The sequence below is a fragment of the Nocardia sp. Marseille-Q1738 genome, assembly GCF_965283145.1.
This window is the reverse complement of the sequence record NZ_CBDIMS010000002.1, coordinates 280,107-301,551: the sequence shown is the minus strand read 5'-3', so window position 1 is coordinate 301,551 and position 21,445 is coordinate 280,107. Positions and strand designations below refer to the sequence as shown.

The 21,445-nt window shown below is 67.2% G+C and carries 24 protein-coding genes; 15 read left to right on the top strand and 9 right to left on the bottom strand.

Going from position 1 to position 21,445, the window contains the following annotated elements:
- Positions 1-85 precede the first annotated feature (85 nt).
- Complete coding sequence (locus ACWPXK_RS09765; protein ID WP_454195735.1) at positions 86-682, bottom strand: carboxymuconolactone decarboxylase family protein; 597 nt, start codon at positions 680-682, stop codon at positions 86-88.
- 343 nt (positions 683-1,025) lie between these two features.
- On the opposite strand from ACWPXK_RS09765, the gene ACWPXK_RS09760 reads away from it, so the two are divergent.
- The 11 genes from ACWPXK_RS09760 (at position 1,026) to ACWPXK_RS09710 (ending at position 13,678) form a co-directional block, all read left to right on the top strand.
- Positions 1,026-2,651, top strand: coding sequence for an acyl-CoA synthetase (locus ACWPXK_RS09760; RefSeq protein WP_454195734.1), 1,626 nt, complete (start codon positions 1,026-1,028; stop codon positions 2,649-2,651).
- A gap of 388 nt (positions 2,652-3,039) precedes the next feature.
- Positions 3,040-4,698 carry an acyl-CoA synthetase gene (locus tag ACWPXK_RS09755; protein WP_454195733.1) on the top strand — a complete coding sequence of 553 codons (1,659 nt, stop codon included), beginning with the start codon at positions 3,040-3,042 and terminating at the stop codon, positions 4,696-4,698.
- Positions 4,699-5,294: 596 nt separating this feature from the next.
- Positions 5,295-6,716 (top strand): MFS transporter, encoded by a 1,422-nt coding sequence (locus ACWPXK_RS09750; RefSeq protein WP_454195732.1) that lies wholly within the window; start codon positions 5,295-5,297, stop codon positions 6,714-6,716.
- Between the two features lie 46 nt (positions 6,717-6,762).
- A complete protein-coding gene (locus tag ACWPXK_RS09745; RefSeq protein ID WP_454195731.1) occupies positions 6,763-6,978 on the top strand; it encodes a heavy-metal-associated domain-containing protein in 216 nt (71 codons plus the stop codon).
- A 37-nt stretch (positions 6,979-7,015) separates the two neighbouring features.
- Positions 7,016-7,237, top strand: coding sequence for a hypothetical protein (locus ACWPXK_RS09740; RefSeq protein ID WP_454195730.1), 222 nt, complete (start codon positions 7,016-7,018; stop codon positions 7,235-7,237).
- A gap of 14 nt (positions 7,238-7,251) precedes the next feature.
- Complete coding sequence (gene lpqS, locus ACWPXK_RS09735; protein WP_454195729.1) at positions 7,252-7,659, top strand: putative copper homeostasis (lipo)protein LpqS; 408 nt, start codon at positions 7,252-7,254, stop codon at positions 7,657-7,659.
- Between the two features lie 105 nt (positions 7,660-7,764).
- A complete protein-coding gene (locus ACWPXK_RS09730; protein ID WP_454195728.1) occupies positions 7,765-8,892 on the top strand; it encodes a PLP-dependent cysteine synthase family protein in 1,128 nt (375 codons plus the stop codon).
- The gene (locus tag ACWPXK_RS09725; protein ID WP_454195727.1) at positions 8,889-10,274 is read left to right on the top strand and encodes an MFS transporter; all 1,386 of its coding nucleotides are present in this window, start codon (positions 8,889-8,891) and stop codon (positions 10,272-10,274) included. Before ACWPXK_RS09730 ends, ACWPXK_RS09725 begins: the two co-directional genes overlap by 4 nt.
- Positions 10,275-10,401: 127 nt before the next feature.
- The gene (locus tag ACWPXK_RS09720) at positions 10,402-10,959 is read left to right on the top strand and encodes a hypothetical protein (RefSeq protein ID WP_454195726.1); all 558 of its coding nucleotides are present in this window, start codon (positions 10,402-10,404) and stop codon (positions 10,957-10,959) included.
- Between the two features lie 341 nt (positions 10,960-11,300).
- Positions 11,301-12,776, top strand: a complete 1,476-nt coding sequence (locus ACWPXK_RS09715; RefSeq protein WP_454195725.1) for a PepSY-associated TM helix domain-containing protein — start codon at positions 11,301-11,303, stop codon at positions 12,774-12,776.
- A gap of 98 nt (positions 12,777-12,874) precedes the next feature.
- Entirely contained in the window at positions 12,875-13,678 is an 804-nt protein-coding gene (locus ACWPXK_RS09710) for a hypothetical protein (RefSeq protein WP_454195724.1), read from the top strand.
- A gap of 177 nt (positions 13,679-13,855) precedes the next feature.
- Here ACWPXK_RS09710 and ACWPXK_RS09705 read toward each other — a convergent pair whose 3' ends face one another.
- Both ACWPXK_RS09705 and ACWPXK_RS09700 read right to left on the bottom strand, forming a co-directional pair.
- Entirely contained in the window at positions 13,856-14,386 is a 531-nt protein-coding gene (locus ACWPXK_RS09705) for a class IV adenylate cyclase (protein ID WP_454195723.1), read from the bottom strand.
- Positions 14,387-14,594: 208 nt separating this feature from the next.
- Entirely contained in the window at positions 14,595-15,143 is a 549-nt protein-coding gene (locus ACWPXK_RS09700) for a winged helix-turn-helix transcriptional regulator (RefSeq protein WP_454195722.1), read from the bottom strand.
- Positions 15,144-15,224: 81 nt separating this feature from the next.
- Between ACWPXK_RS09700 and ACWPXK_RS09695 the strand changes: the two genes are divergently transcribed.
- Positions 15,225-15,659: a tautomerase family protein gene (locus ACWPXK_RS09695; protein ID WP_454195721.1), complete on the top strand. Its 435-nt coding sequence runs from the start codon at positions 15,225-15,227 to the stop codon at positions 15,657-15,659.
- A gap of 252 nt (positions 15,660-15,911) precedes the next feature.
- Here the strand turns inward: ACWPXK_RS09695 and ACWPXK_RS09690 are convergent, their stop codons facing one another.
- The 4 genes from ACWPXK_RS09690 to ACWPXK_RS09675 all read right to left on the bottom strand — a co-directional run bounded on the left by ACWPXK_RS09690 (position 15,912) and on the right by ACWPXK_RS09675 (position 18,110).
- A complete protein-coding gene (locus ACWPXK_RS09690) occupies positions 15,912-16,325 on the bottom strand; it encodes an arsenate reductase ArsC (RefSeq protein ID WP_454195720.1) in 414 nt (137 codons plus the stop codon).
- 80 nt (positions 16,326-16,405) lie between these two features.
- Positions 16,406-17,146 carry an aquaporin gene (locus ACWPXK_RS09685; RefSeq protein WP_454195719.1) on the bottom strand — a complete coding sequence of 247 codons (741 nt, stop codon included), beginning with the start codon at positions 17,144-17,146 and terminating at the stop codon, positions 16,406-16,408.
- Entirely contained in the window at positions 17,143-17,508 is a 366-nt protein-coding gene (locus tag ACWPXK_RS09680) for an ArsR/SmtB family transcription factor (RefSeq protein ID WP_454195718.1), read from the bottom strand. Before ACWPXK_RS09680 ends, ACWPXK_RS09685 begins: the two co-directional genes overlap by 4 nt.
- A 71-nt stretch (positions 17,509-17,579) precedes the next feature.
- Positions 17,580-18,110, bottom strand: a complete 531-nt coding sequence (locus ACWPXK_RS09675; RefSeq protein ID WP_454195717.1) for an ArsI/CadI family heavy metal resistance metalloenzyme — start codon at positions 18,108-18,110, stop codon at positions 17,580-17,582.
- 100 nt (positions 18,111-18,210) lie between these two features.
- On the opposite strand from ACWPXK_RS09675, the gene ACWPXK_RS09670 reads away from it, so the two are divergent.
- A complete protein-coding gene (locus ACWPXK_RS09670) occupies positions 18,211-18,570 on the top strand; it encodes an Rv2640c family ArsR-like transcriptional regulator (protein ID WP_364324571.1) in 360 nt (119 codons plus the stop codon).
- Between the two features lie 132 nt (positions 18,571-18,702).
- Here ACWPXK_RS09670 and ACWPXK_RS09665 read toward each other — a convergent pair whose 3' ends face one another.
- The gene (locus tag ACWPXK_RS09665) at positions 18,703-19,014 is read right to left on the bottom strand and encodes a hypothetical protein (RefSeq protein ID WP_454195716.1); all 312 of its coding nucleotides are present in this window, start codon (positions 19,012-19,014) and stop codon (positions 18,703-18,705) included.
- A gap of 275 nt (positions 19,015-19,289) precedes the next feature.
- Here ACWPXK_RS09665 and ACWPXK_RS09660 point away from each other — a divergent pair, with 275 nt between their 5' ends.
- Together ACWPXK_RS09660 and ACWPXK_RS09655 are read left to right on the top strand one after the other, a co-directional pair.
- Positions 19,290-20,480, top strand: coding sequence for a helix-turn-helix domain-containing protein (locus ACWPXK_RS09660; RefSeq protein WP_454196407.1), 1,191 nt, complete (start codon positions 19,290-19,292; stop codon positions 20,478-20,480).
- Between the two features lie 197 nt (positions 20,481-20,677).
- A complete protein-coding gene (locus tag ACWPXK_RS09655; RefSeq protein ID WP_454196406.1) occupies positions 20,678-21,130 on the top strand; it encodes an SRPBCC family protein in 453 nt (150 codons plus the stop codon).
- A 46-nt stretch (positions 21,131-21,176) separates the two neighbouring features.
- On the opposite strand, the gene ACWPXK_RS09650 is transcribed toward ACWPXK_RS09655, so the two are convergent.
- Complete coding sequence (locus tag ACWPXK_RS09650; RefSeq protein ID WP_454195715.1) at positions 21,177-21,434, bottom strand: hypothetical protein; 258 nt, start codon at positions 21,432-21,434, stop codon at positions 21,177-21,179.
- Positions 21,435-21,445: the final 11 nt, after the last annotated feature.

Here is a 21,445-nt window from a genome sequence, read left to right as displayed (position 1 = left end):
CTGGGGGCTGCCCTGAGGCCGACTTCCCGGCCCGCGGCGAGCTCGCGGGCGGCCGATTCGAGGCACCGGCCGCCCCGCATGATTCCTACTGGTCGCCCTCAGCAGCGCCCGGGGCTTGGGCCGCTCCGGCGGCAACGTACCCGGCGGTGGCGAGCAGCTGGCCGATCTGCTCATAAGTAGCGCGCTCCTGTGGCGCGATCGTGGCGAGGCCGTCCACGTAGCGATTGAACATGCAGAACGCCGCGGCGACCAGGACCGCGTCGTGGATGTCCTCGTCTTTGGCGCCCGCCGCGCGAGCGTTCTCGACATCCTCCTGGGTGACGTCGAGGCCCGACTGGCGAACCTTGTCCGCGATCCGGAGCAGCGCGCGCAGTTTCGGATCGATGGCCGCGGACTCCACGTCATCGATGACGGCGTCGATCGCGTCGCGACCGCCCTCCACCAGCACCGCCGCGGTCGCCGCGTGCGACTGCGTGCAGAAGTAGGTTTTGTTGCGCGACGACACGTACGCGGCGATGGTTTCGCGCTCCCCCGGGCTGAGCGGCGAGGACCCGCGCAGCAAAGTCTGCGCGAATTCGCTCAGCGCAGCGCCGGTTTCGGGTTTGAAGGCGAACAGACCCCGGATACCGGGCAGATCGCCGGGAACATCGATGAACGGTTCACGGTCCTTCGAATCGGACATTGGCCGCGTCTCCCTTCGAGCGGTCTCGAGCCGTTGCGAGGGTAGCCCGCCCGCCCGGTGACACAGGACAAAAAAGACAGAATCGAGTCCGTGACCCGCCCATCGGTGCCGTCGGACGGAGTCCGTCCTCACCCCGCGCACGGCCGGAGCGAAGGCGGAGTTACACAGCCGGAGCGAAGGCGGAGGTTACGCCCACCCACGTCGGTCGTGACCGCTCCGAGACGGATTTGTCTGATTTCGTTGTGACCTCTCACACTCTGCACTGCTACGGTGGCGGACAACACGCCGTACTGGTTCGCTAGGTCGAGTACCGACGCGAGGGTTTTGTGGAGGTTTTGTCGACATGAAAGTGGCCCACACGCTGGAGATTGTGAAGGCGCTAGGGGTGCTGCGCGCCGCGGGCGTCAGCGACCCGAGGAAGCCGCTGGAGACGCTGCGGACCATGAAGGAGTCGAAGATCCTCGGCCCGCAGGCCACACTGATCCGGCACTCCGCGCGAGTGGCGCCGGACGCGCCCGCCATCGCCGACGAGGCGGGCACGCTGACCTACCGTGAGGTAGACGAGCAGTCGACCGCCATCGCACGCGGCCTGCAGGCGGCGGGCATCACCGAGGGCACGGTGATCGGCGTCCTGGCGCGCGACCATCGCGGTCTGATCCTGTCCATGGCCGCCGCGGGCAAACTCGGCGTCCGGGTGGCGCTGATGAACACCGGGTTCGCCAAACCGCAGTTCGCCGAGGTGTGCGCGCGCGAGAAGGTCAAGGCGGTGCTGCACGACAGCGAATTCCTCGGTCTGCTCGATGCCCTGCCCGCCGACATGCCGCGCTACCTGACCTGGGTCGATGAGGGCACCCCCCTTCCCGCCGGCACGCAGACGCTCGACGACCTGGTCGCGGCCAATTCGGCCGAGCCGCTGCCCGCGCCGAGCAAGCCCGGCGGCTTCATCATCCTGACCAGCGGCACCACCGGCTTGCCGAAGGGCGCGCCGCGCACCAAGGTCACTCCGCTGTCCACGGCGCAGTTCGTGGACCGCATCCCCTTCCCGCAGCGCGGCACCATGATGATCGTGTCGCCGATCTTCCACAGCACCGGTCTGGCCACCTGGCTGGTCGGCGCGGCACTGGCGAACAAGGTGGTGGTGCGCCGCCGCTTCGACGCCGAGGCGACGCTGAAGGCAATCGCCGACCACAAGGTCGACATGCTGGTGGCGGTGCCGACCATGCTGCACCGGATGACCGAACTCGATCCGGCGATCCGGGCGAAGTACGACACCTCCTCGCTGAAGGTGATCATGCTGGCCGGTTCGGCGCTGTCCCCCGAGCTCACGATCAAGGCCACCGAGGCGTTCGGCCCGGTTCTCTACAACCTCTACGGCTCCACCGAATGCGCGGTCGCGACCGTGGCCAACCCGGAGGACCTCGCCCTGGCACCCGGCACCGTCGGGCGCCCGCCGATCACCTGCGAGGTGCGGCTCTTCGACGACAACGACCAGCAGGTCACCGCGATCAACACCACCGCGCGCATCTTCATCCGCAGCGGCGCGCCCTTCGAGGGCTACACCGACGGCCGCACCAAGCAGGTCATCGACGGCTTCATGTCCAGCGGCGACGTCGGCCACTTCGACGAGAACGGTCTGCTCATGGTGGACGGCCGCGACGACGACATGATCGTCTCCGGCGGCGAGAACGTCTTCCCGCAAGAGGTGGAGAACCTGCTGCTGGAGCGGCCCGACGTCTTCGACGTGGCCGTGGTCGGCGTGGACGACGTGGAGTTCGGAAAACGGCTGCGCGCCTTCGTCGTCCCGGAGCCGGGCCACACGCCCGACGGCGAGGAGATCAAGTCGTACGTCAAGAACAACCTGGCGCGCTACAAGGTGCCGCGTGAGGTGGTCTTCCTCGAAGACCTGCCGCGCAACGCGACCGGCAAGCTGCTGCGCCGCGTGCTGGTGGACTACGAGGTCAAGGCCTGATCGACGAATGGGCGCGGTGACATGGCGCCAGCCATGCCACCGCGCCTCTTCCGTGCAGCGACCACCACGCGCGAGACCATCGAGCGCCACTCGCGTTCCCCAGGCGCTGCCGACGGATACAGCCGCGAAGACCGAAGACCTGCGAGCGTGATCGCCGCGTCCGCGGCGCATTCGCCGGCGATGATCGCTCAGCAGCGAGCCACAAGGGGCAGCGAACACGCAGCGCCGCAGGCGTTGCAACACAGCGCATTACCCGCCGGTAGGAATCCGCGAGATACGTGACACATCCGGTCACAGAAGCTTGCTACTGTTAGCGGCAGCACTGGCTCTCGAAATTGCGGCCCGCACCACTCGGAGGACCGCCGGGTGCGCCGCCGGAAGGTTGTCGATGTCTCTCTCCCTCCCCCCGCTGGCCGACACTGCCCGTAAGGCGGGCGATCTGGCCCTTGGCGTGAACGTTATGGTGAAGCGGCGGTTGTTCAATCCGCTGCGCCCGGACCATGCGGCGCGCTCGGCGCGCAACGTGCTGAAATTCGGGCCGTTCGCCGGAGTCGTCATGCACGCCGCGCAGACCAGGCCGCACGCCGCGGCCATCGTCGACGAGCGCGGCGAGCTGACCTTCGGGCGGCTCAACGAGCAGTCCAACGCGTTGGCCCGAGGATTGCAGGCCCAAGGCATCAATCCCGGTGACGTGGTGGCCATCCTGGCCCGCGACCACCGCGGCATGGTGCTGAGCCTGCTGGCCACCGGCAAGCTCGGCGTGCGCGCGGTGCTGATGAACACCGGTTTCGCCAAACCGCAGTTCGCCGACGTGGCCGAGCGCGAGCACGTGAAAGCGGTGCTGCACGACAGCGAGTTCATCGACCTGATGAGCGCAATCCCCGCCGCGATCCCGCGCATACTCACCTGGGTCGACGAGACCGACAACGTCGATCCGTCGATTCCGACCGTCGAAACGCTCAGCGCGGGCCACTCCACCGCGCCGCTGCCCGCGCCGGTCAAACCCGGCGGCATGGTGATCCTGACCAGCGGCACCACCGGGACTCCGAAGGGCGCGCCCCGCGATCGGGTCAGCCCATTCGCCTCCGCTCAGTTCGTCGACCGGGTACCGCTGCCCAACAACGGAACCATGATCATGGCGGCGCCGATCTTCCACGGCACCGGCCTGTCCCAGTTCACCCTCGGTCTCGCCCTCGGCAACCGGGTGATCTTCCAGCAGCGCCGGTTCCACCCGGAGCAGACCTTGGCCAATATCGCCCGGTACAAAGCGGATTCGCTGGTGGTGGTGCCCACCATGCTGCAGCGCATCCTCGACCTGGGCGAAGACGTGCTCGCCGAGTACGACGTGAGCAGCATCAAGGTGATCTTCGCGGCGGGCTCGGCCATCGCGCCGGACGTGGTGACCCGCACGCTGGACTACTTCAACGACAGCCTCTACAACCTCTACGGCTCCACCGAGTGCGCCGTCATGACCGTCGCGACCCCTGAGGACCTGCGCAAAGCGCCGACCACAGCGGGCCGCCCTCCGGTCGGCATCCGCATCGTGCTGCTGGACGAGAACCGCAAGCCGATCACTCAGCCGAACGTCACCGGAACGATCTTCGTGGACAACGGGTTCGCCTTCACCGGCTACACCGACGGCCGCACCAAGGAGATCGTCGACGGCATGATGTCCAGCGGTGACGTCGGGCATTTCGACGCCGATGGGCTGCTCTACATCGACGGACGCGACGACGACATGATCGTCTCCGGCGGCGAGAACGTCTTCCCGCTCGAAGTGGAGAATCTCATCGCGGGCCGCGACGACATCTTCGAAGCCGCGGTGGTGGGCGTCGACGACCGCGAGTTCGGCAAGCGGCTGCGCGCTTTCGTGGTCCCCGGCCCCGATTCCAAACGGGACCCGCAGGAGATCAAGGACTACGTCAAAGCGAACCTGGCCCGCTACAAGGTCCCGCGCGAGGTGGTCTTCCTCGACGAGCTGCCCCGCAACGCGACCGGCAAGCTGCTGCGCAAGCCGCTGATCGAGATGGAGATCGAAGCGGGCTGATCCGCGCGCGTCCAGGACTATCGAAGCGGCGTACTCGACGTCCGAACGCCAGCTGACGATTCGTTGGATCTGTGGCCCTGAGCGGATGCTCAGGGCCACAGTCGCATCCGGCAGACTGGTTCGCACGGTCGTGGCCGCATACGCCGAGAATTTCGCGCCCTCGCAGCCGTCACCGGCCCACAGCCCGAGAATGTCGCCCGCTTGCGCACGATCTGCGGATCGAGACTAGCGTCGCGGTCGCGGGGCACGTCGATCTCGACCGGACCCACGTCGTTCACCACGCCGTCATCGCATATGGAACGTCGCCTCTACCCCGTAGGGGTATAACGCGAAGGACACCGTCGTCGGTCGAGGTTCTCGACGCTCGATGCGCCCATACTCACGGTTGTTCGGCGGCCACCAGCGCTCGAGGTCGCGTATCAGCTCCGTGCACACTCCGATCACGATTTCCTGAGGATCCGAATCTCCAGATTGTCGCGACGACAACCGTCCGAGCACTAGCCGTATGTGACGGACCAACATCCTATTGCAGGAGATACCCTAGGGGGGTATGGTACGGATCTGGTTACTCGCTCGGAAGAATGGAAGTAGTCGTTATGAGTACGCAGACACAGCCCGCTACCGCCCGGCGGTGGTGGGCCTTGGCGGTGATCGCCGCCGCTCAGTTCATGGTCATCATGGACACCTCGATAATCGGGATCGCGCTGCCGAAGATGCAGGCCGAACTCGGTTTCTCCCAGGAGAATCTGTCCTGGGTCTTCAACGCCTACGTGATCGCTTTCGGTGGTTTGCTCCTGCTGGGTGGACGATTGTCGGACCTGCTCGGCGCGCGGCGGGTGTTCGCGGCGGGCTGGGCGGTGCTACTCGCGGGTTCCGTCATCGCGGGCGCCGCAGGCAATGTGGCGATCGAGCTGGCGGGACGGGCCGTCCAGGGCGGTGGTGCGGCCCTCATCGCCCCCTCGGCTCTGACCCTGCTGATGATGCTGTTCGGCTCTTCGCCGCAGGAATTGACGAAGGCGCTCGCCGTTTACGGCGCCGCGGCACCCGCCGGTGGCACCGCGGGGGTGTTCCTCGGCGGTGTCATCACCGAATACATCAGCTGGCCGTGGGTTTTCTACATCAATATCCCGATCGCCATCCTGGCGTTGATCGCGGTTCCCGCCCTGATGCCTGCCGCCCCGGCTCGTTCCGGATCGGTGGACCTGCTCGGTTCGGTCACTGTCACCGCGGGCTTGGCCGCGGCCGTCTACGCCATCGTGCAGGCACCGGAGATCGGCTGGGCTTCGGGACGGACCTGGGGTGTCCTCGCTGTCGCGGCGGCACTGCTGGCCGGATTCGTGTTCATCCAGACACGCCGCGCCGAACCGTTGATGCGGCTGGGCATCTTCCGTGCCCCGAACCTGGCCGCCGCCAATATCGCGCAGCTGCTGCTGGGGGCCGCATGGGTGCCGATGTGGTTCTTCCTGAACCTCTACCTGCAGCAGGTGCTGGGTTACAGCGCCTTCCCCTCGGGCGCGGCACTGTTGCCGATGACGACCCTGATCATGCTCGGCATGGTGGTGCTGGCTCCGCGGGCGATGCAGCGATTCGGCGCCAAGCCGATGATCGTGACCGGCCTGATCGTGCTCGGACTCGGGCTGGCGATGATGTCACTGGTGCGTCCGACGGGCAATTTCTGGGTCGATGTCCTGCCCGCCTCGCTCGTGGCGGCGGGCGGAATGTCACTGGCCTTCATTCCTTCCCTCGGTACCGCGATCTCCGCGGCCCGCCCGGAGGAGGGCGGTCTGGCCTCGGGCATCGTCAACGTCAGTTACCAGGTCGGATCCGCCGTCGGGCTGGCCGCGATGACCGCCGTCGCCGCGGTGTTCGGCGCGGATCAGACCGGTGGCCTGCCGGACTTGACCAACGGGTTCTCGGCCGCCTTCCTCAGCGCGGCCGTCATCGCCCTGACAGGCGCGGGCATCACCGCGATGACCATGCGCGCCACCGCACAGGAGCAGGTCACCGAAATCGCATGATGATATACCCTAGAGGGGTATGTTTATGGCACCAGGAGGCAACACCATGAGCACCGCGACCACCACCACCGTGACGGTCATCGGCATGACCTGCGGTCACTGCGTCTCGTCGGTCCGCGAGGAGGTCGGAAAGATCGACGGCGTCACGTCCGTCGATGTCCACCTCGCCAGTGGACTGGTCACGATCGACAGCGGGGCGCCCGTCGAGCGCGACGCGATCGCCGCGGCGGTCGATGAAGCCGGCTACCAACTCGCCGACTGATCACTTACCCGCATTGCCTGGAACAAGGAGCCTCCCGATGAACGCGACCCGCAAGTTCGCCGGCTTCGTCCTCGGCCTCGCGGCGGTCTTCGGGATCGCGCTCGGTGTCGGCGCCGCAATCGGGCCGGCACCCTCCGAGCCGGTCGGTCACGATGCCCACGCGGCCGGACCCGCCACACCCGGCGGGTCCGGCCTGGACAGACTGCCCGGTGGAATGCTCACCAGCGACCGCGGCGTCGCTACGATTGGTTCACTGTGAGCGTCATAGGTCGATTGCGGCGCGGTGGCTATGTTGCGGCACTGCTGATGGCCGTGTTGCTTGTAGCGCCGATGATCGACTGTGCGCTGTTGGGTGACGCTGGACATCTGCATCCGACGCACACCTCGGCCGCCGGGCATGTCACACATTCTGTGTCGGCGGATCTCGAGCATGGGGTCATCGACCTTTTCGACGATGACTGCGGTCCGCATATGGTCCACTGCATCGTCAAGTCGGTGTTGCCGGGCACCGCTGCTGGGCCGCTGCTGGTGCAGCTGTTGACCTTGATCCTGGCTGTGGTCGTGGTTGTCGCGACCGCTCTGTGGTCTACCGGCGGTGGCGTGCGTGGCCCGCCGGTGGCGTGTCTGCCCGTTGCCGATGGGCGGGACATTCTCACGCGGTTCTGTATCTCGCGACGCTGATCGGTCAGCGCCAAGCCGACGCTTATTGCGTTGTCGGCTGGTGTTCGCTGCCCGCTCACGTCTTAGCCGCCTTGTTGCGGCGGTCTCGATACAGGAAGCCACAAGATGAACAAGGTTGTGCTGCACAATCCCAGGCTGATGCCGGCGGCTCTCGTCACCGCACCGGATGCTGCTCGGCAGCCGCGCGATTTGGTGGGAAATACCCCGGTGCTGTGGGTCGGCGCTCCGCTGGCGCCCGCAGGCCGCGGGTTCTGGGCCAAGCTCGAAGGATTCAATCCCGGCGGCATGAAGGATCGCCCGGCACTGCACATGGTGCGCCGCGCCGAGGAACGCGGCGATCTGGCACCGGGGGCGCGGGTGATCGAATCCACCAGTGGCACACTCGGTTTGGGATTGGCACTGGCAGGGATGGCCTACCGGCACCCGGTTACTGTGGTGACCGATACGGGTCTGGAGCCCATCGTCGCGCGGATGCTCGCGGCCTATGGGGCGCGGGTAGATCTCGTGGCGCAGCCGCATCCGACCGGAGGCTGGCAGCAGGCGCGCCGCGACCGGGTGAACGAACTGCTCGACCGGGAACCCGATGCGTGGTGCCCGGACCAGTACACCAATCCGGACAACGTCGCCGGCTACGAATCCCTGGCGCTCGAGCTGATCGAACAGCTCGGTTCAGTCGATGTGCTGGTGTGCGCGGTGGGTACCGGTGGGCACTCGGCGGGAGTGGCGCGGGTGCTACGCCGGTTCAACCCGGACCTGACGCTCATCGGCGTGGATACGGTGGCCTCGACGATCTTCGGCCAACCGGCGGGTCCCCGCCTGATGCGGGGCCTCGGCTCCAGCATCTACCCGACGAATGTCGACTACGGCGCCTTCGACGAGGTGCATTGGGTAGCTCCGTCGGAGGCGGTGTGGGCCTGCCGCGCCTTGGCCGCGACGCACTATGCCTCCGGCGGCTGGAGTGTGGGTGCCGTGGCGTTGGTCGCCGGCTGGGCGGCCCGCGTCCACGATGACGATGCTCGGATCGCGGCCGTGTTCCCGGACGGGCCGCACCGCTACTTCGACACCGTCTACAACGACGCCTACTGCCACGAGCACGGTCTGCTCGATGCCGACCCGCCGGTGGAACCGGACACCATCGCGCATCCGGCCGAGCGGGTGGTCCGTTCCTGGACTCGCTGCGCGACGGTCGTCGATCCGCGCGACTCGGCCGGCATCGGGGAGTCGGCCTCGTGACGGTATTCCGAAAGTTTCGTAGCTTCGACCTCGCCGCCAGGTTGTTGATGGTCAACCAGTTCGGCATCAATCTCGGCTTCTACATGCTGATGCCCTATTTGGCCGGATACCTGGCTGGTCCGCTCGGTTTGGCGGCGTGGGCGGTCGGGCTCGTGCTGGGAGTACGGAACTTCTCCCAGCAGGGCATGTTCCTCCTCGGTGGCACCCTGGCCGACCGGCTCGGCTACAAACCGCTCATCGTCGCGGGTTGCCTGCTGCGCACCGGCGGTTTCGCGCTGTTGGTGTTCGCGACGTCACTGCCGGGGTTGCTGATCGCTTCGGCGGCGACGGGTTTCGCCGGTGCGCTGTTCAACCCGGCGGTGCGGGCGTATCTCGCGGCCGATACCGGGGAGCGGCGGGTGGAAGCGTTCGCGGTGTTCAACATCTTCTATCAGGCGGGCATCCTGGCGGGACCGCTGGTGGGTCTGGCACTGATGGCGCTGGATTTCCGGGTGACCGCGGGCGTGGCGGCGGTGGTGTTCGCGGCGCTGACGGTGGCGCAGCTGTTCGCGCTGCCCGCGCGCCGGGCCGAGGTGGCGGTCGAGAAGACCCGAGTGCTCGATGATTGGCGGACGGTAGCCGGTAACCCGCGGTTCGTGTGGTTCGCGGTGGCGATGATCGGCTCGTATGTGCTGTCGTTCCAGGTGTATCTCGCGCTGCCGCTGCAGGCGGAATTCGTGGCGGGCGCACAATCGCAGCTGCTGGTGTCGGCGGTGTTCGTAGTGTCGGGAGTGGTAGCTGTGGCCGGGCAGTTGCGTATCACCGGATGGTTCGCCGCCAGGTGGGGCTCCGGGCGCAGCTTGGTTGTCGGGATGGGAATTCTTGCGGCGTCGTTTCTGCCCTTGATGGCGATCCCGGACTCGCAGCGATTCGGTACCGGTGCCGCGGTGACGGCGCTACTGGTGTCGGCCGCGTTGCTGGCCGTGGGCACGGCGGCGGTTTTTCCGTTCGAGATGGACACCGTCGTGTCCCTGGCAGGCGGAAAGCTGGTGGCGACCCACTACGGGTTCTACAACACGGTGGTGGGTGTCGGCATCTTGGCGGGCAACCTCGCCACCGGCGCGGTTGTCGGAGCCGCCCGCGACCTCGGAGCAGACTGGGCGGTCTGGCTTGGGCTCAGCATGATCGGTGTCGTCGCGGCCTTCGCATTACACCGGCTCGACCGGCCCCAACCCACCTCGCACAGTGCAATCAGCACCGGTCGGTCCTTGCCCGGGAAAAACGCCGGCGGCGGCCGCCCGCTCACCGACATGGCGAAGCCACGGCCGGCGCCGACCGTTGGGCGCCCCGAAGGCGATGGAGCCCTCGAGGAGCCGTCGCCTACCAGGACGGGGCAGCAATAGTACCGCCACGTCGAGGTTGGTCCGAGAGCTTCACGAGCGGCGCGTGCAGCGCCACCTCGCACTGCCGTCCGTGACCGGATGCCCCTTCATCGAGGATCGCGTGCAATTGGTCGGCTATCATCAGCGGGTGAGTATCGACCGGCCTGCCGCGGGACGACGCGGCGCCGTCGCGCAAGTGCGCGGTGGTTCGGCCGGTGCGATCTCAGGTGCCATTTCCGTTGCGGCACACGGGTGGGCGTCCGGCGGAATGTCACCGGATACCACCACGCTTGCGCTGCTCGCCGCCGCGTCCGCCGTGGTCGGCGCCTTGGTTGCCGGTCTGGCCCCGCTGCGCGAGTCCTCGACCGGGCTGGTCGCGGCGCTCGTGGCCGGACAGTTACTCGGTCACTTCAGCATGGGCATCAGCTCGGGACACGTGCATCACGGTGATGCCCAGCTGACCCCCACCATGCTCACCGCACACCTGTTCGCGGCGCTCGCGGCGTCCGTCGTGATCCGCGGCGCGGAGGCCGCGTACCGGATCGGCACGGCGGTGCTGTCCCGTGTGCTGCCGGTGCGCCACATTCCGCCTGTGGTCGCGGACCGCGCGCCGCTGCGCACGGACCATCGCGACCGCGTCATCCTGCGGGTGCTCGCCGTCGAATCGCTGCGCACGCGCGGTCCGCCGCTTCCGGTCGCTGTCTGATCTTTCCCCACACCCGGTGTAAGGAACGCCGTGGCCTGAGTCTTGCTCGCTCGCATCCTCGTGCCCACGCCTGAGCGTGCGGAGACGACGCCGTTGCGCGGGTTCGCATGGCAACCTTCCGCGTATCGCGGCAGATATCGCGCCCCCGAGAGGTGAGCGCGTCCGCCGCCCTCGACCTCGACCGAGACGTCCGTCGCCGAACGTAGTTCCGCGACGTGCGACCGGCTGCGTGCGAGGTACGCGCTGTCCGCCGTCGGCAAGAGCGCCACATGCGCATCGGCCACTCAGGACGACGGTCTGCTTCCCGCGCCCGGGTTCCCGACGTCAGAAACGAAACGACCGTGAGTACAACAGAAATAACCACGTCCGACGCCTTACCGGAGCCGTCGGACACCCCCGCCGCCACCGGCCGGTCCGGCCGCAATGGCCTGTACGCGCTCACCATGCGGCTGCATTTCTACGCAGGTGTGTTCGTCGGACCGTTCATCCTGATCGCGGCCCTCACCGGTGCGCTCTACGCGATATCGCCGACGCTCGAGTCGATCATGTCGCGCGACCTGCTGACAGTCACGCAGACCGGAACACCGAAGCCGCTCTCGGAGCAGGTCAGTGCCGCCGTCACCACACAGCTCGCTATCCAGCCGGATTTGCAGCTGGTCGCGGTCGCTCCGGCCGCTGGCGCCGAGGACACCACCCGCGTGCTGTTCAGCGATCCCTCGCTGGGTGAGTCCGAACGGCGCGCGGTATTCGTCGACCCGTATACCGCATTGCCGGTGGGCGATTCCGTCGTCTACGGCAGCTCGGGTGCGCTGCCGATGCGCACCTGGATCGACAAACTGCATCGGGACCTGCACCTGGGCGAGCCGGGCCGGATCTACAGCGAGCTCGCCGCGTCCTGGCTGTGGATCGTGGGGCTGGCCGGTCTGGTCATCTGGGTGCGCCGCGTGCGGAGCCGACGCGCCCGCAACGGCTGGGGTTGGCTGTTCGCGGCCGACCGGTCGCAACGCGCGCGCGGGCGCACACTGAATTGGCATGGCGCGGTGGGTATCTGGGTGCTCCCCCTGGCGCTGCTGCTTTCGGTGACCGGTATGACCTGGTCTACGTACGCCGGTGAGAACATCACCGAACTGCGTCAGCAATTGAGCTGGACCACACCGGCGGTCAGCACCACGCTGCCCGGAAGCACTGCCTCCGCGCATGATTCGGGTTCCGATCATCACAGCGGCGGCCATGTCGAGCACACGTCCGCCGACCCGGCCGACCGGATCGCCCAGCTGGATCAGGTATATGCGGCCGCCCGCGCCGAGGGGATCACCCAAGCGGCCGAGATCGCCATTCCGGGCGCACCCGGGAAGGCATTCGCGGTGAAGGAACGCCGGATGCCCGGCACCTACACCGTCGACGCGGTCGCGGTCGACGGCGCTACCGGCACGATCACCGACCGCTTGGCCTACGCCGACTGGCCGCTGATGGCCAAGCTCACCAACTGGGGCATCCAGTTCCATATGGGGCTGATGTTCGGGCTGCTCAACCAGCTGTTGCTGCTCGCGGCGATGATCGGCCTGATCACCGTGATCGTGCGCGGCTACCTGCTGTGGTGGCGCAGGCGACCGACTCGCGACGCGGGGCGGTTCGCCATGGGCCGGGCTCCGCGGCGCGGCGCGTTGCGCCAGAGCGCGCCGTGGCTGGCCGTGCCGCTGTTGGCCGCCGCGCTGGTGGTCGGCTGGTTCGTCCCGCTGGTCGGGTTGAGCCTGCTCGCCTTCCTCGCCGTCGACATCCTGCTCGGCCTCGTCGGACGGGTGCGCGCCACCTCCTAGTTCACACATCCACCGGGCGAAGGCCCGTTACCCACGACCTACCGAACGTCATAGGTATGGCCGTCGTACCGCCATGCCTCCGAAACCAAGGAATTCCCATGCAGATCACGAAACTAGCCCTGGCCGCCGCGTTCACCACCGCCGCGGTGAGCATTGCCGCGGGCACCAGCTCGGCCGCTCCCGACGTCGCTCCCGCCGACACCACGTCCGTCGAGACCACCTCCGGCGAAGGCACGTCCGTCGAGGCCGATTCCGCCGAGGCCGCGTCCCCCAAGGCCGAAGCCGTCGGTTTCACCGCCTACGCCACCGAAACCTCCAGCGTCATTACCATCGACGCCGGTTCGCTGGTGGTCGAGGACCACATGCTGAAGGTCAAGGCCGCCGACGGCACCGTCGTTGCCGGCGCGCCCCTGACCTTCCGCATCGACGACTTCGAATTCCCCATCGCCGCCGAGATTTCCGACCGCACCGCCACGCTGACTCCGCAGTTCGATATGGCGCACGCCACCTACAAGCCGGTCGCCCTCCCTTTCGAGGACAAGGCGCCGTGGAAGACCGAGTACGACCGTGAGCAGGCGGCCTGGTCCCGCATGACCAGCACCATCTCGGTGGGCGCCTCGATCGGCACCCTGGTCGGTGGCATCGGCGGCGCGTCGGTCGGCTGCATCCTCGGCGGCATCGCCGGAGCCACCGTCGCCGCCGCCACCATCGTCGGCATGTTCGGCCCGTTCATCCCGGCGGCGGCTGTCGGCTGCCTGGGCGGCATCGTCGCGGTCGGAGCACTGGGCACCGTCGCCGGCCAGATCCTGGTCACCGCCCCGGTCGCCATCGGCGCGGCCATCCAGTACTTCACCACGATCAACTCGCCCATGCCGGGCAAGCCGGCCGAACCGCAGAAGTAGTGGCATGGCCCGGCGAGCAGCCGGGCTCTACTCGCACACCACTTTGGCCCTCGGTACCGAGACTGCACGTGTCTCGGGCCGGGGGCATTGCCGACCCCCGGCCATCTGATAGTGAGACTTTGCGCGCCAACGTGCTTGCACTAGCGCGCCTCCGAGTAGTCCGAGTGGGAGATCAGCTCAGAACCGTAATTCGCGGACGGTGTTGAGGTCGATGCCGTGCCGGGCGTAGATCTTGATCGTGTTCTCGCCGGTGAGGTCGGCTTCGGTGTAGCCGAGCAGTTCGGCGATCCGGATCACTTCATCCTTCGTCGCGGCTTCGATTTCCAGGTACGGCGGGATCTGCGGCCAGGTGTCGATCTCGAGCTGGGCGCTGTCGAGCACGAAGCTGATCCGCCTGGTTTCCTGGTAGGACTTCGCGGTGAAGCCCAGCATCTCGAGCAGTGCGTTGGTGGCGGTGAAGTCGTCGACGCCCACCTCGACTTCGTGGGTGCCGTCGATGGCGTCGCTGGTGATCTGCTTGACGGCGAGCGTGGTTCGGGTTCCGTTGTCACGCAGCCTGATCCACTTCGATTCATCGCCCGGCGTGATGTCGTAGACGTAGCGGCGCATGAATCGCTCGCCGAGTTTTCGGCCGCCCTTGTCCACGATGTGCTGTCCGATGGTGTCGGGGTCGATGCCGAGGATTTTGGCTTCGTGCTCGATAGGCACTACTGGCTCCTGTTCAGGTTGGTCGGTCGCCTGAACTTATCCGGCGCGGCGGGTGGCGAGCCGCTGGCACTCGCACGGGCGTGGTCAGCCGCGGCTGATTCCGCGACTTCGCTCGGGTCCGTAGCCGCGACCACGTTCCACTCGGGGTACTCGCCCGTCCGTATCACGCCGAACGGCGGCCGAAGGTGCTGCGGCTCGGCCCACACGCTCACTCCGATTCGACGGCCGCGCCTCCGGCTCGCCCCTCGGCCAGGACACCGTCCGGGTCGGAACGGTGGCGGGCCAGGACCCTTGTGCCAGGTCCCGAGGCGGCGCCGGGCCCGGGCAGTGCCGTCACGGTCGTCGCGGTCACCGGCTTCCCGCATGCCGAACAGCTGACCTGTGGGGTGAACGTCTCGCCGCAGTCGTCGTGCAACAGACGCACCGGCGGCCCGCCCGGCGGCGTAGCCCACTTGTCGCCCCATGCCATCAGCGCCATCAGCACTGGCACGAGTTCGCGGCCGGCCTCGGTGAGGTGGTACTCGTGCCGCAGCGGCCGTTCCTGATACACCCGGCGCTCCACGATGCCGTTTCCGACCAGCGTGTCGAACCGGCGGGTGAGCAGGTTGCGGGAGATGCCGAGGTTCTCCGCGATGTCGTCGAACCGGTGCAGACCGAGGTAGAGGTCCCGCACGATCAGCGGAGTCCACCACTCCCCGACGAGTTCCAGGGACTGCCCGATGGAGCAGTGCATCTCCGCGAAGCTGGTTCGGTGCATGACCCCATTCTAGAGGGTTGATTCATTGAACTCACAGGGGTAGCTTCGGTTTCATACCGAGTTCAATGAAAGGACTAACTGATGCCGTTTGTGGAGTTGTTCATCCCCAAGGGGTCGCTCGACGACGCGCGCCGCGAAAAGATCGGCGCGCGACTGGTATCCGAGGTGATGGTGGCCGAGGGCGCACCGGACACCGAGGCGGCCAGATCCATCTCCTGGCTGGTGGTCAACGAGATCGACGCATGGTTCGTGGGCGGTCGGCAATTGCCTGCCGGAGAGAAGCCGAAGTACGTGGTACGAGTCGGAGTTCCGGCCGGCTCGATGAACGACGACAAGCGCAAGGACATCGTGGAGCGAGTCACCCAGGTGCTCGCGGACGCCGATGACGATCCCACGCGATTCACACAGCCCGCGACCGCGTGGGTGCACATCAATGAGATCCCGGAGGGCAACTGGGGAGCGAGCGGGAAGGTCGTGCGGATCGAAGACATCGCCGCACTGACGGCGAACGGGTAGGCGCTCGATTCGGCCGCCGAGCGGCGACACCTGGGCGCTGTGTTCCAGCGCACCCGCCCGATGCTGGGCGACGTCAACGGCCTCGGCGTTGTCGACGGCGCCCAGCGCCGAACAGGGGCGGCGGATCGCTGCGAGCGATGCAACGGCCGGACGGCGAGATCGAGCGAGCCTGCCGGGGTGATTCAGGAACCGAGAATCCGGTCGGGGTAGAACAGTCCCGCGTGAAAGCCTGTCGTCTCCAAGCGCCGGTGGTCAGGCAACCGGCTTGATCCCCAGCTCGTCGAGCAAGTCGCGGATGCGTTGTTCGATCTCGTCGCGGATCGGGCGGATCGCTTCGATGCCCTGGCCCGCTGGGTCGTCGAGTTTCCAGTCCAGATACTGCTTTCCGGGGAAATAGGGGCAGGCGTCGCCGCATCCCATCGTGATCACCACATCGGATGCTTGCACTGCCTCGTCGGTGAGCACCTTCGGCACTTCCGCGGACATATCGATGCCGATTTCCCGCATCGCCTCCACCGCGACCGGATTGATCCGATCGGCGGGGGCGGAGCCTGCCGAGCGGACATCGACGCGGTCGCCGGAGAGGTGGGTGAGGAAGGCGGCGGCCATCTGGGAGCGGCCCGCGTTGTGGACGCAGACGAAAAGGACACTGGGTTTGGAAACCATGGGGGGACGGCCTTTCAGCGGCTGGGGTCTGGTGAGTAGGGCGCGGACGCGGGTTTCGATCTGGTCGCGGATCGAGCCGTTCAGCGGGAATCGGGAAGCGAGTGGTCGGCGCCGTGCGGGACGACGACGTTGTCGGCCGCCGCAGCGGCGGTCGGATACAGGACGCCGACCAGCGCCAATCCGATCAGTGCACCCACGATCTGGGCCGCAATGAAGCCAGGCGCCGAGGCCGGGGCGATTCCGGCGAAGGTGTCGGAGAAAACGCGGCCGATCGTGACGGCGGGGTTGGCGAACGAGGTGGAGCTGGTGAACCAATAGGCCGCCCCGATGTATGCGCCGACCGCTGCTGCGGACAGTGCGGCGCGGCCGCTGCGGGCGAGGGCGAAGATGACCGCGATCAGTCCGGCGGTGGCGACGATCTCGCCGACGAGGTGACCGCTGGTGATGCGGTGGTGGGTGGAGATCTGTAATGCAGCCTGGTCGAACATGATGCTGGCCAGCACCGCTCCCACGATTCCCCCGCCGACCTGGACGATGAGGTATCCGCCCACATCGCGGCCGGTGAGGCCGGTGCCGTGGCGGCGGCCCAGCAGCCAGTCGGCGGCGGAGACCACTGGGTTGAAGTGGGCGCCGGAGACCGGTCCGAAGACGAGGATCAGCACGGCCAGCCCGAACACGGTCGCGGTCGAGTTCTGCAGCAATTGGAGGCCGACATCATTCGGCGAGAGCTGCTGGGCGGCAATGCCGGAGCCGACCACGACGGTGACCAGTAACGCGGTGCCGGTGAATTCGGCGATCAGCCGCCGCGCGAGGTCGTTCATCGGGCGACCGCGATGTCGAGCAGCTGCGACAGCTGTCGCAGGGCGGCGGGTTCGACGCGGTAGTAGACCCACGATCCGCGCCGCTCACTGCTGAGCAATCCGGCTTCGCGCAGGACCTTCAGATGGTGCGAGATGGTCGGCTGGCTGACGTCGAACCCTTCCGACAGATCGCAGACGCAGGCTTCCTGCCCGGCGCGGCTCGCGACGACGGACAGCAGCCGCAACCGGACCGGATCCGCCAACGCTTTGAACACAGAGGCCAGGTCGGCGGCGGCCGCGGCGGTCAGCGGTTCGCGAACCAGGGGCGTGACCTCGCACGACGGCGAGGTCACGTCCGTCAGCGGCAACTCGAATATAGACACGCATCGATATTGATGGCCATCGAATCCGCAGGCAAGCGAACACCTGGTGAACAACCTGCGCGGAGAACGCGTCAGCTACAGCAGCCGGCGCCGGAGGCGACGGCTTCCTTCTTCGCGGTGGCGCTGCAGCACGATCCCTCGGCCGCGGCGTCCTCAGCGGTGCCACAGCACGCCTGGACCGCTTCGGCATCGCCGAGTTCGGGTGCGGTACCGAGTTCCGGTGCGGTGCCGAAGGTTTCGCTGTCCGCGAGGACGGTGTAGACCTCCCAGCGCTCCTTGTCCGGCGCGGTGACCCAGACCTTGTCCTGGGTGGCGAAGCAACAGGTGGTGGCGATCTGTTCCTCGGTGAACAGACCCGCCTCCGACAGGCGCGCGATCTCGGCATGGACCTGGTCCGAGGTCTCGACCTCGACACCCAGGTGATTGACGCTGCCGCCCTGGCCTGGATTCTCGATCAACACCAGTTTCAGGGGCGGCTCGGCGATGGCGAAGTTCGCGTAGCCGGGCTTGCGCTTGGCCGGTTCGGCATGGAACAGGGTCGAGTAGAACTGCACGGCCTGCTCGATGTCGTCGACGTTGAGGGCGAGCTGGATACGGGACATGATGACAACCTCCACTTGTGAGACATATATCGAAGAACTGACGCTGTCGAGTCTGCTCACCTTTTCGACATATGTCAATGCCGCGGGTAGTGTTGATCCCATGCCCAAGACGTTGCCCGTGATCGATATGTCCGCTCCGGTCTGCTGCCCGCCGGTCGCGGCCGGGCCGGTGGACGAGAACGCCGCGCTGGAGGTGGCGCTGCGCTTGAAGGCGATCGCCGATCCGGTGCGCGTCCGGCTGCTGTCACTCCTGCTGACCAGTTCGGACGGGCAGGAGAACGGCGGCGATCTCGCCGCGGCGGTCGGGTTGTCCGAATCGACGGTCAGCCATCACCTCGGCCAGCTCCGCAAGGCGGGCCTGGTCGAATCCGAACGCCGCGGCATGAACACTTTCCACCGCGCCCGCCGCGATGCCCTCGCCGCGCTGTGCGTGGTACTGGATCCCAACTGCTGCCGATGAATTCGGCCGTCGATCCGATCGCGGATCTCGGCGCTCAGTAGACACAGCAGACCACATCGCCGGCGAATGGTCTTCGCACACCATGGATTACCGCGGCAACGTGCCGCGAGGCATTGGAGAAGCCGGGGCCGGTCAGGCTTCGTTCGCGATGTGCGAGGCGACGAGCACCGGCACCAAGAGGTCCAGGATGGAAAGTTCGTCGGCGGCGGGTGCGTCGTCGAGGACCGAATCGAGGATCGGCGCCGCGTACAGGCGGCCGCCGTCGGGACCGACCACCGTGCGCGCACTGGCGATCAGCTCGTACAGCACGACCGCGAAGACATGTGCGCGCCGAGTGTCGGGGTGCCGGTCGCGGTGGGCGGCATCGGCCAGGGCGGTGTCGATCGCCGCGATGAGGTCGGCGAGAACAGCGATCTCGGCCATGGCTCGATGGTCGTAGTTCATGAGGCCGCCTGTGGTCGCGGGGAATGGATTTCGGCCGTCATCGTCGTGGGGTGACCCGGAACCGAGGCGCGGGGGTACGCCAGCCGACTCCATGCTTCGTGCACGAGTCGGATGTCCCGTCGCATAGGGGTTCGGTTGTGCGACAAGGTTTCCCGGTTCCGGGTACGCATACGATCATGCCGGGTCAAAATGCCTCGTGGAAGGTAACGAGCACGCAGCCTTCAGCAATCGACAGCAATGACCGTCTGACAGTGCAAGGGGGCACCGTGGCAGATATGGTGACGATGTGGACCGGCGCGGAAGTGAAGGCGCTCCGGGACGCGTGCAGGCTGACCCAGAGCGAGCTCGCTGAGCTGCTGCGTTGCGGTCAGCGAACGGTCAGCTTTTGGGAGAGCCGGCTACACCGTCAGGTGAGCGTCGGGTTTCAGGCGCGGCTGGACAGCGTTCTCGAAGATGCGGACCATGGGGCACAACAGCGTTTTCGAGCGTTGATTGGAGACTTGGACGTGAACCGGCGAGACTTCATTGCCACCACCGGCGCGGTCGTCGGCGCGGCGACACTGAGCGCGAGTGGTTCTCCGACTGTCACGCCGGACGCGATCGGCCATCTCCGAAGTACCCTGCACTCGGCGCAGCTGCTGGACGATCAGCTGGGCTCCGACGCCGCTCGATCCATTATCGAAGCTCAGGCACAGACGTGCGCGGCGCTGCTGCGGGAGTGCCCCGCGACCTTGCGTCCGGCGCTGCAATCATTGACCGGCGAGGCCACGGCCAGCAGCGCGTGGGCGGCGTGGGATCAGGGCGACCTGGGGCGGGCCGACCAGCTGTTCCGGATCGCCTACCAGCACGCGGAGGAATCCGGTGACGCCGATATCGCGACCGGCATTCTCTGCCACCGCACCCAGCTGGCGGTGGAACTGCGCCAGTTCCGCACCGCCGCGGGTATCGCGGATGGCATGCTGCGCATGCCGGTCCGGGACGGTCGCGTCGATGACTTCCGAAAGCTTTGCGCAGCACAGGCATTCGCATCCGACGGACGGAAATCCGAGGCGTGGCTACAGCTCTTCCGGGTGAGCGACGACTTCGCCGGGCAGACGACACCGGATGAGTCGTACTGCTACTACCAGAGTGCGTGGACGACGGGCGCGATGACCGCCCGGTGCCTCGAGACGGGTGGCGAGGTGGGCGTTGCGGCCGAGACGATCGAGGACGTGCTGAGCCTGATCCCGGCCCACGCCAGTCGCGACCGGGCACTGTGGAGCCTCAGCCTCGCACAGCTGACGGTCGCGCACGATATCGACCGCGCGTGCGAGGCCGCCAGAACCGCGCTGGAGCTGGCCGCACAGAACACCTCGCCGCGTGTGCGGCAGGCCTATGCGCAGACGCGAGCGAAATTCGAACCGTGGGCGTCGACGCAACCCGTGCGCAACCTGGACTCCTACGCGGCGAGCGTGTTGCTGGTGTAGTCGGTCGGCGCTTGTTTGTGCCCACGGTGCCCGGGTACGCGGTCACTGTCCGAGTCGCCCTCCGAGGTGTCCACCGGAGATACCCGACGGGCGCTGCCGGACGAAGTACGACCGCAGACCAGCGCCGGGCCGCGCGAGGGCGAGGCATCCCATACGCCTGCGCGGCCGGGCGAGGAAAGGAGTACGCAGTGAGCACAATGGCCGCCACGGTAGACGTCGAGGTCCCGGTTCGCACCGCCTACAACCAATGGACGCAGTTCGAGTCGTTTCCGCAGTTCATGGAGGGTGTGGAAGCTGTCGAACAGCTCGATGACCGGCACACGCACTGGCGTGTCCATGTCGGCCCGTCGACGCGGGAGTTCGACGCGACCATCACCGAGCAGCATCCCGACGAACGAGTCGCCTGGAGGTCCGACAGCGGGCCCAATCACGCGGGCGTCGTCACGTTCCATCGGCTCGACGACACCCACACCAGGGTGACCGCGCAGATGGATGTCGATCCCGAAGGGTTCGTGGAGAACGTCGCCGACAAACTCGGCGTCCTCAAGCACCGGGTGAACGGTGATTTGAAGCGCTTCAAGGACTTCATCGAGGGCCAAGGCCGCGAGACCGGCGCTTGGCGCGGTGACATCCCCCGCCCGGACGCCTGATCCGCCCGACAACGGCGGCGCCACCCACCTCTGGGGGCGCCGCCGTTCACACGGAGTCCGTGCCCGCGGCGGTGTGGTCCGCGGGCACGTGCGGTTCGGGCGGCACCTGGACCGGACGCAGCAGCGTCCAGGCCACGAAGGCCAGCGCAACCACGCCCATGCCGATCCCGGACCACAAGTTCACGTTGACGCCACCGGTCTTGACCTGGTCGGCCGCGGTGTCGTGCACCAGGCCGGTGACGATGAGGACGACCGCATAACAGCCGAGTAGCGCGCCGACAATGGTGCGGATGTCGAAAAGCATTGCGGCAGCTC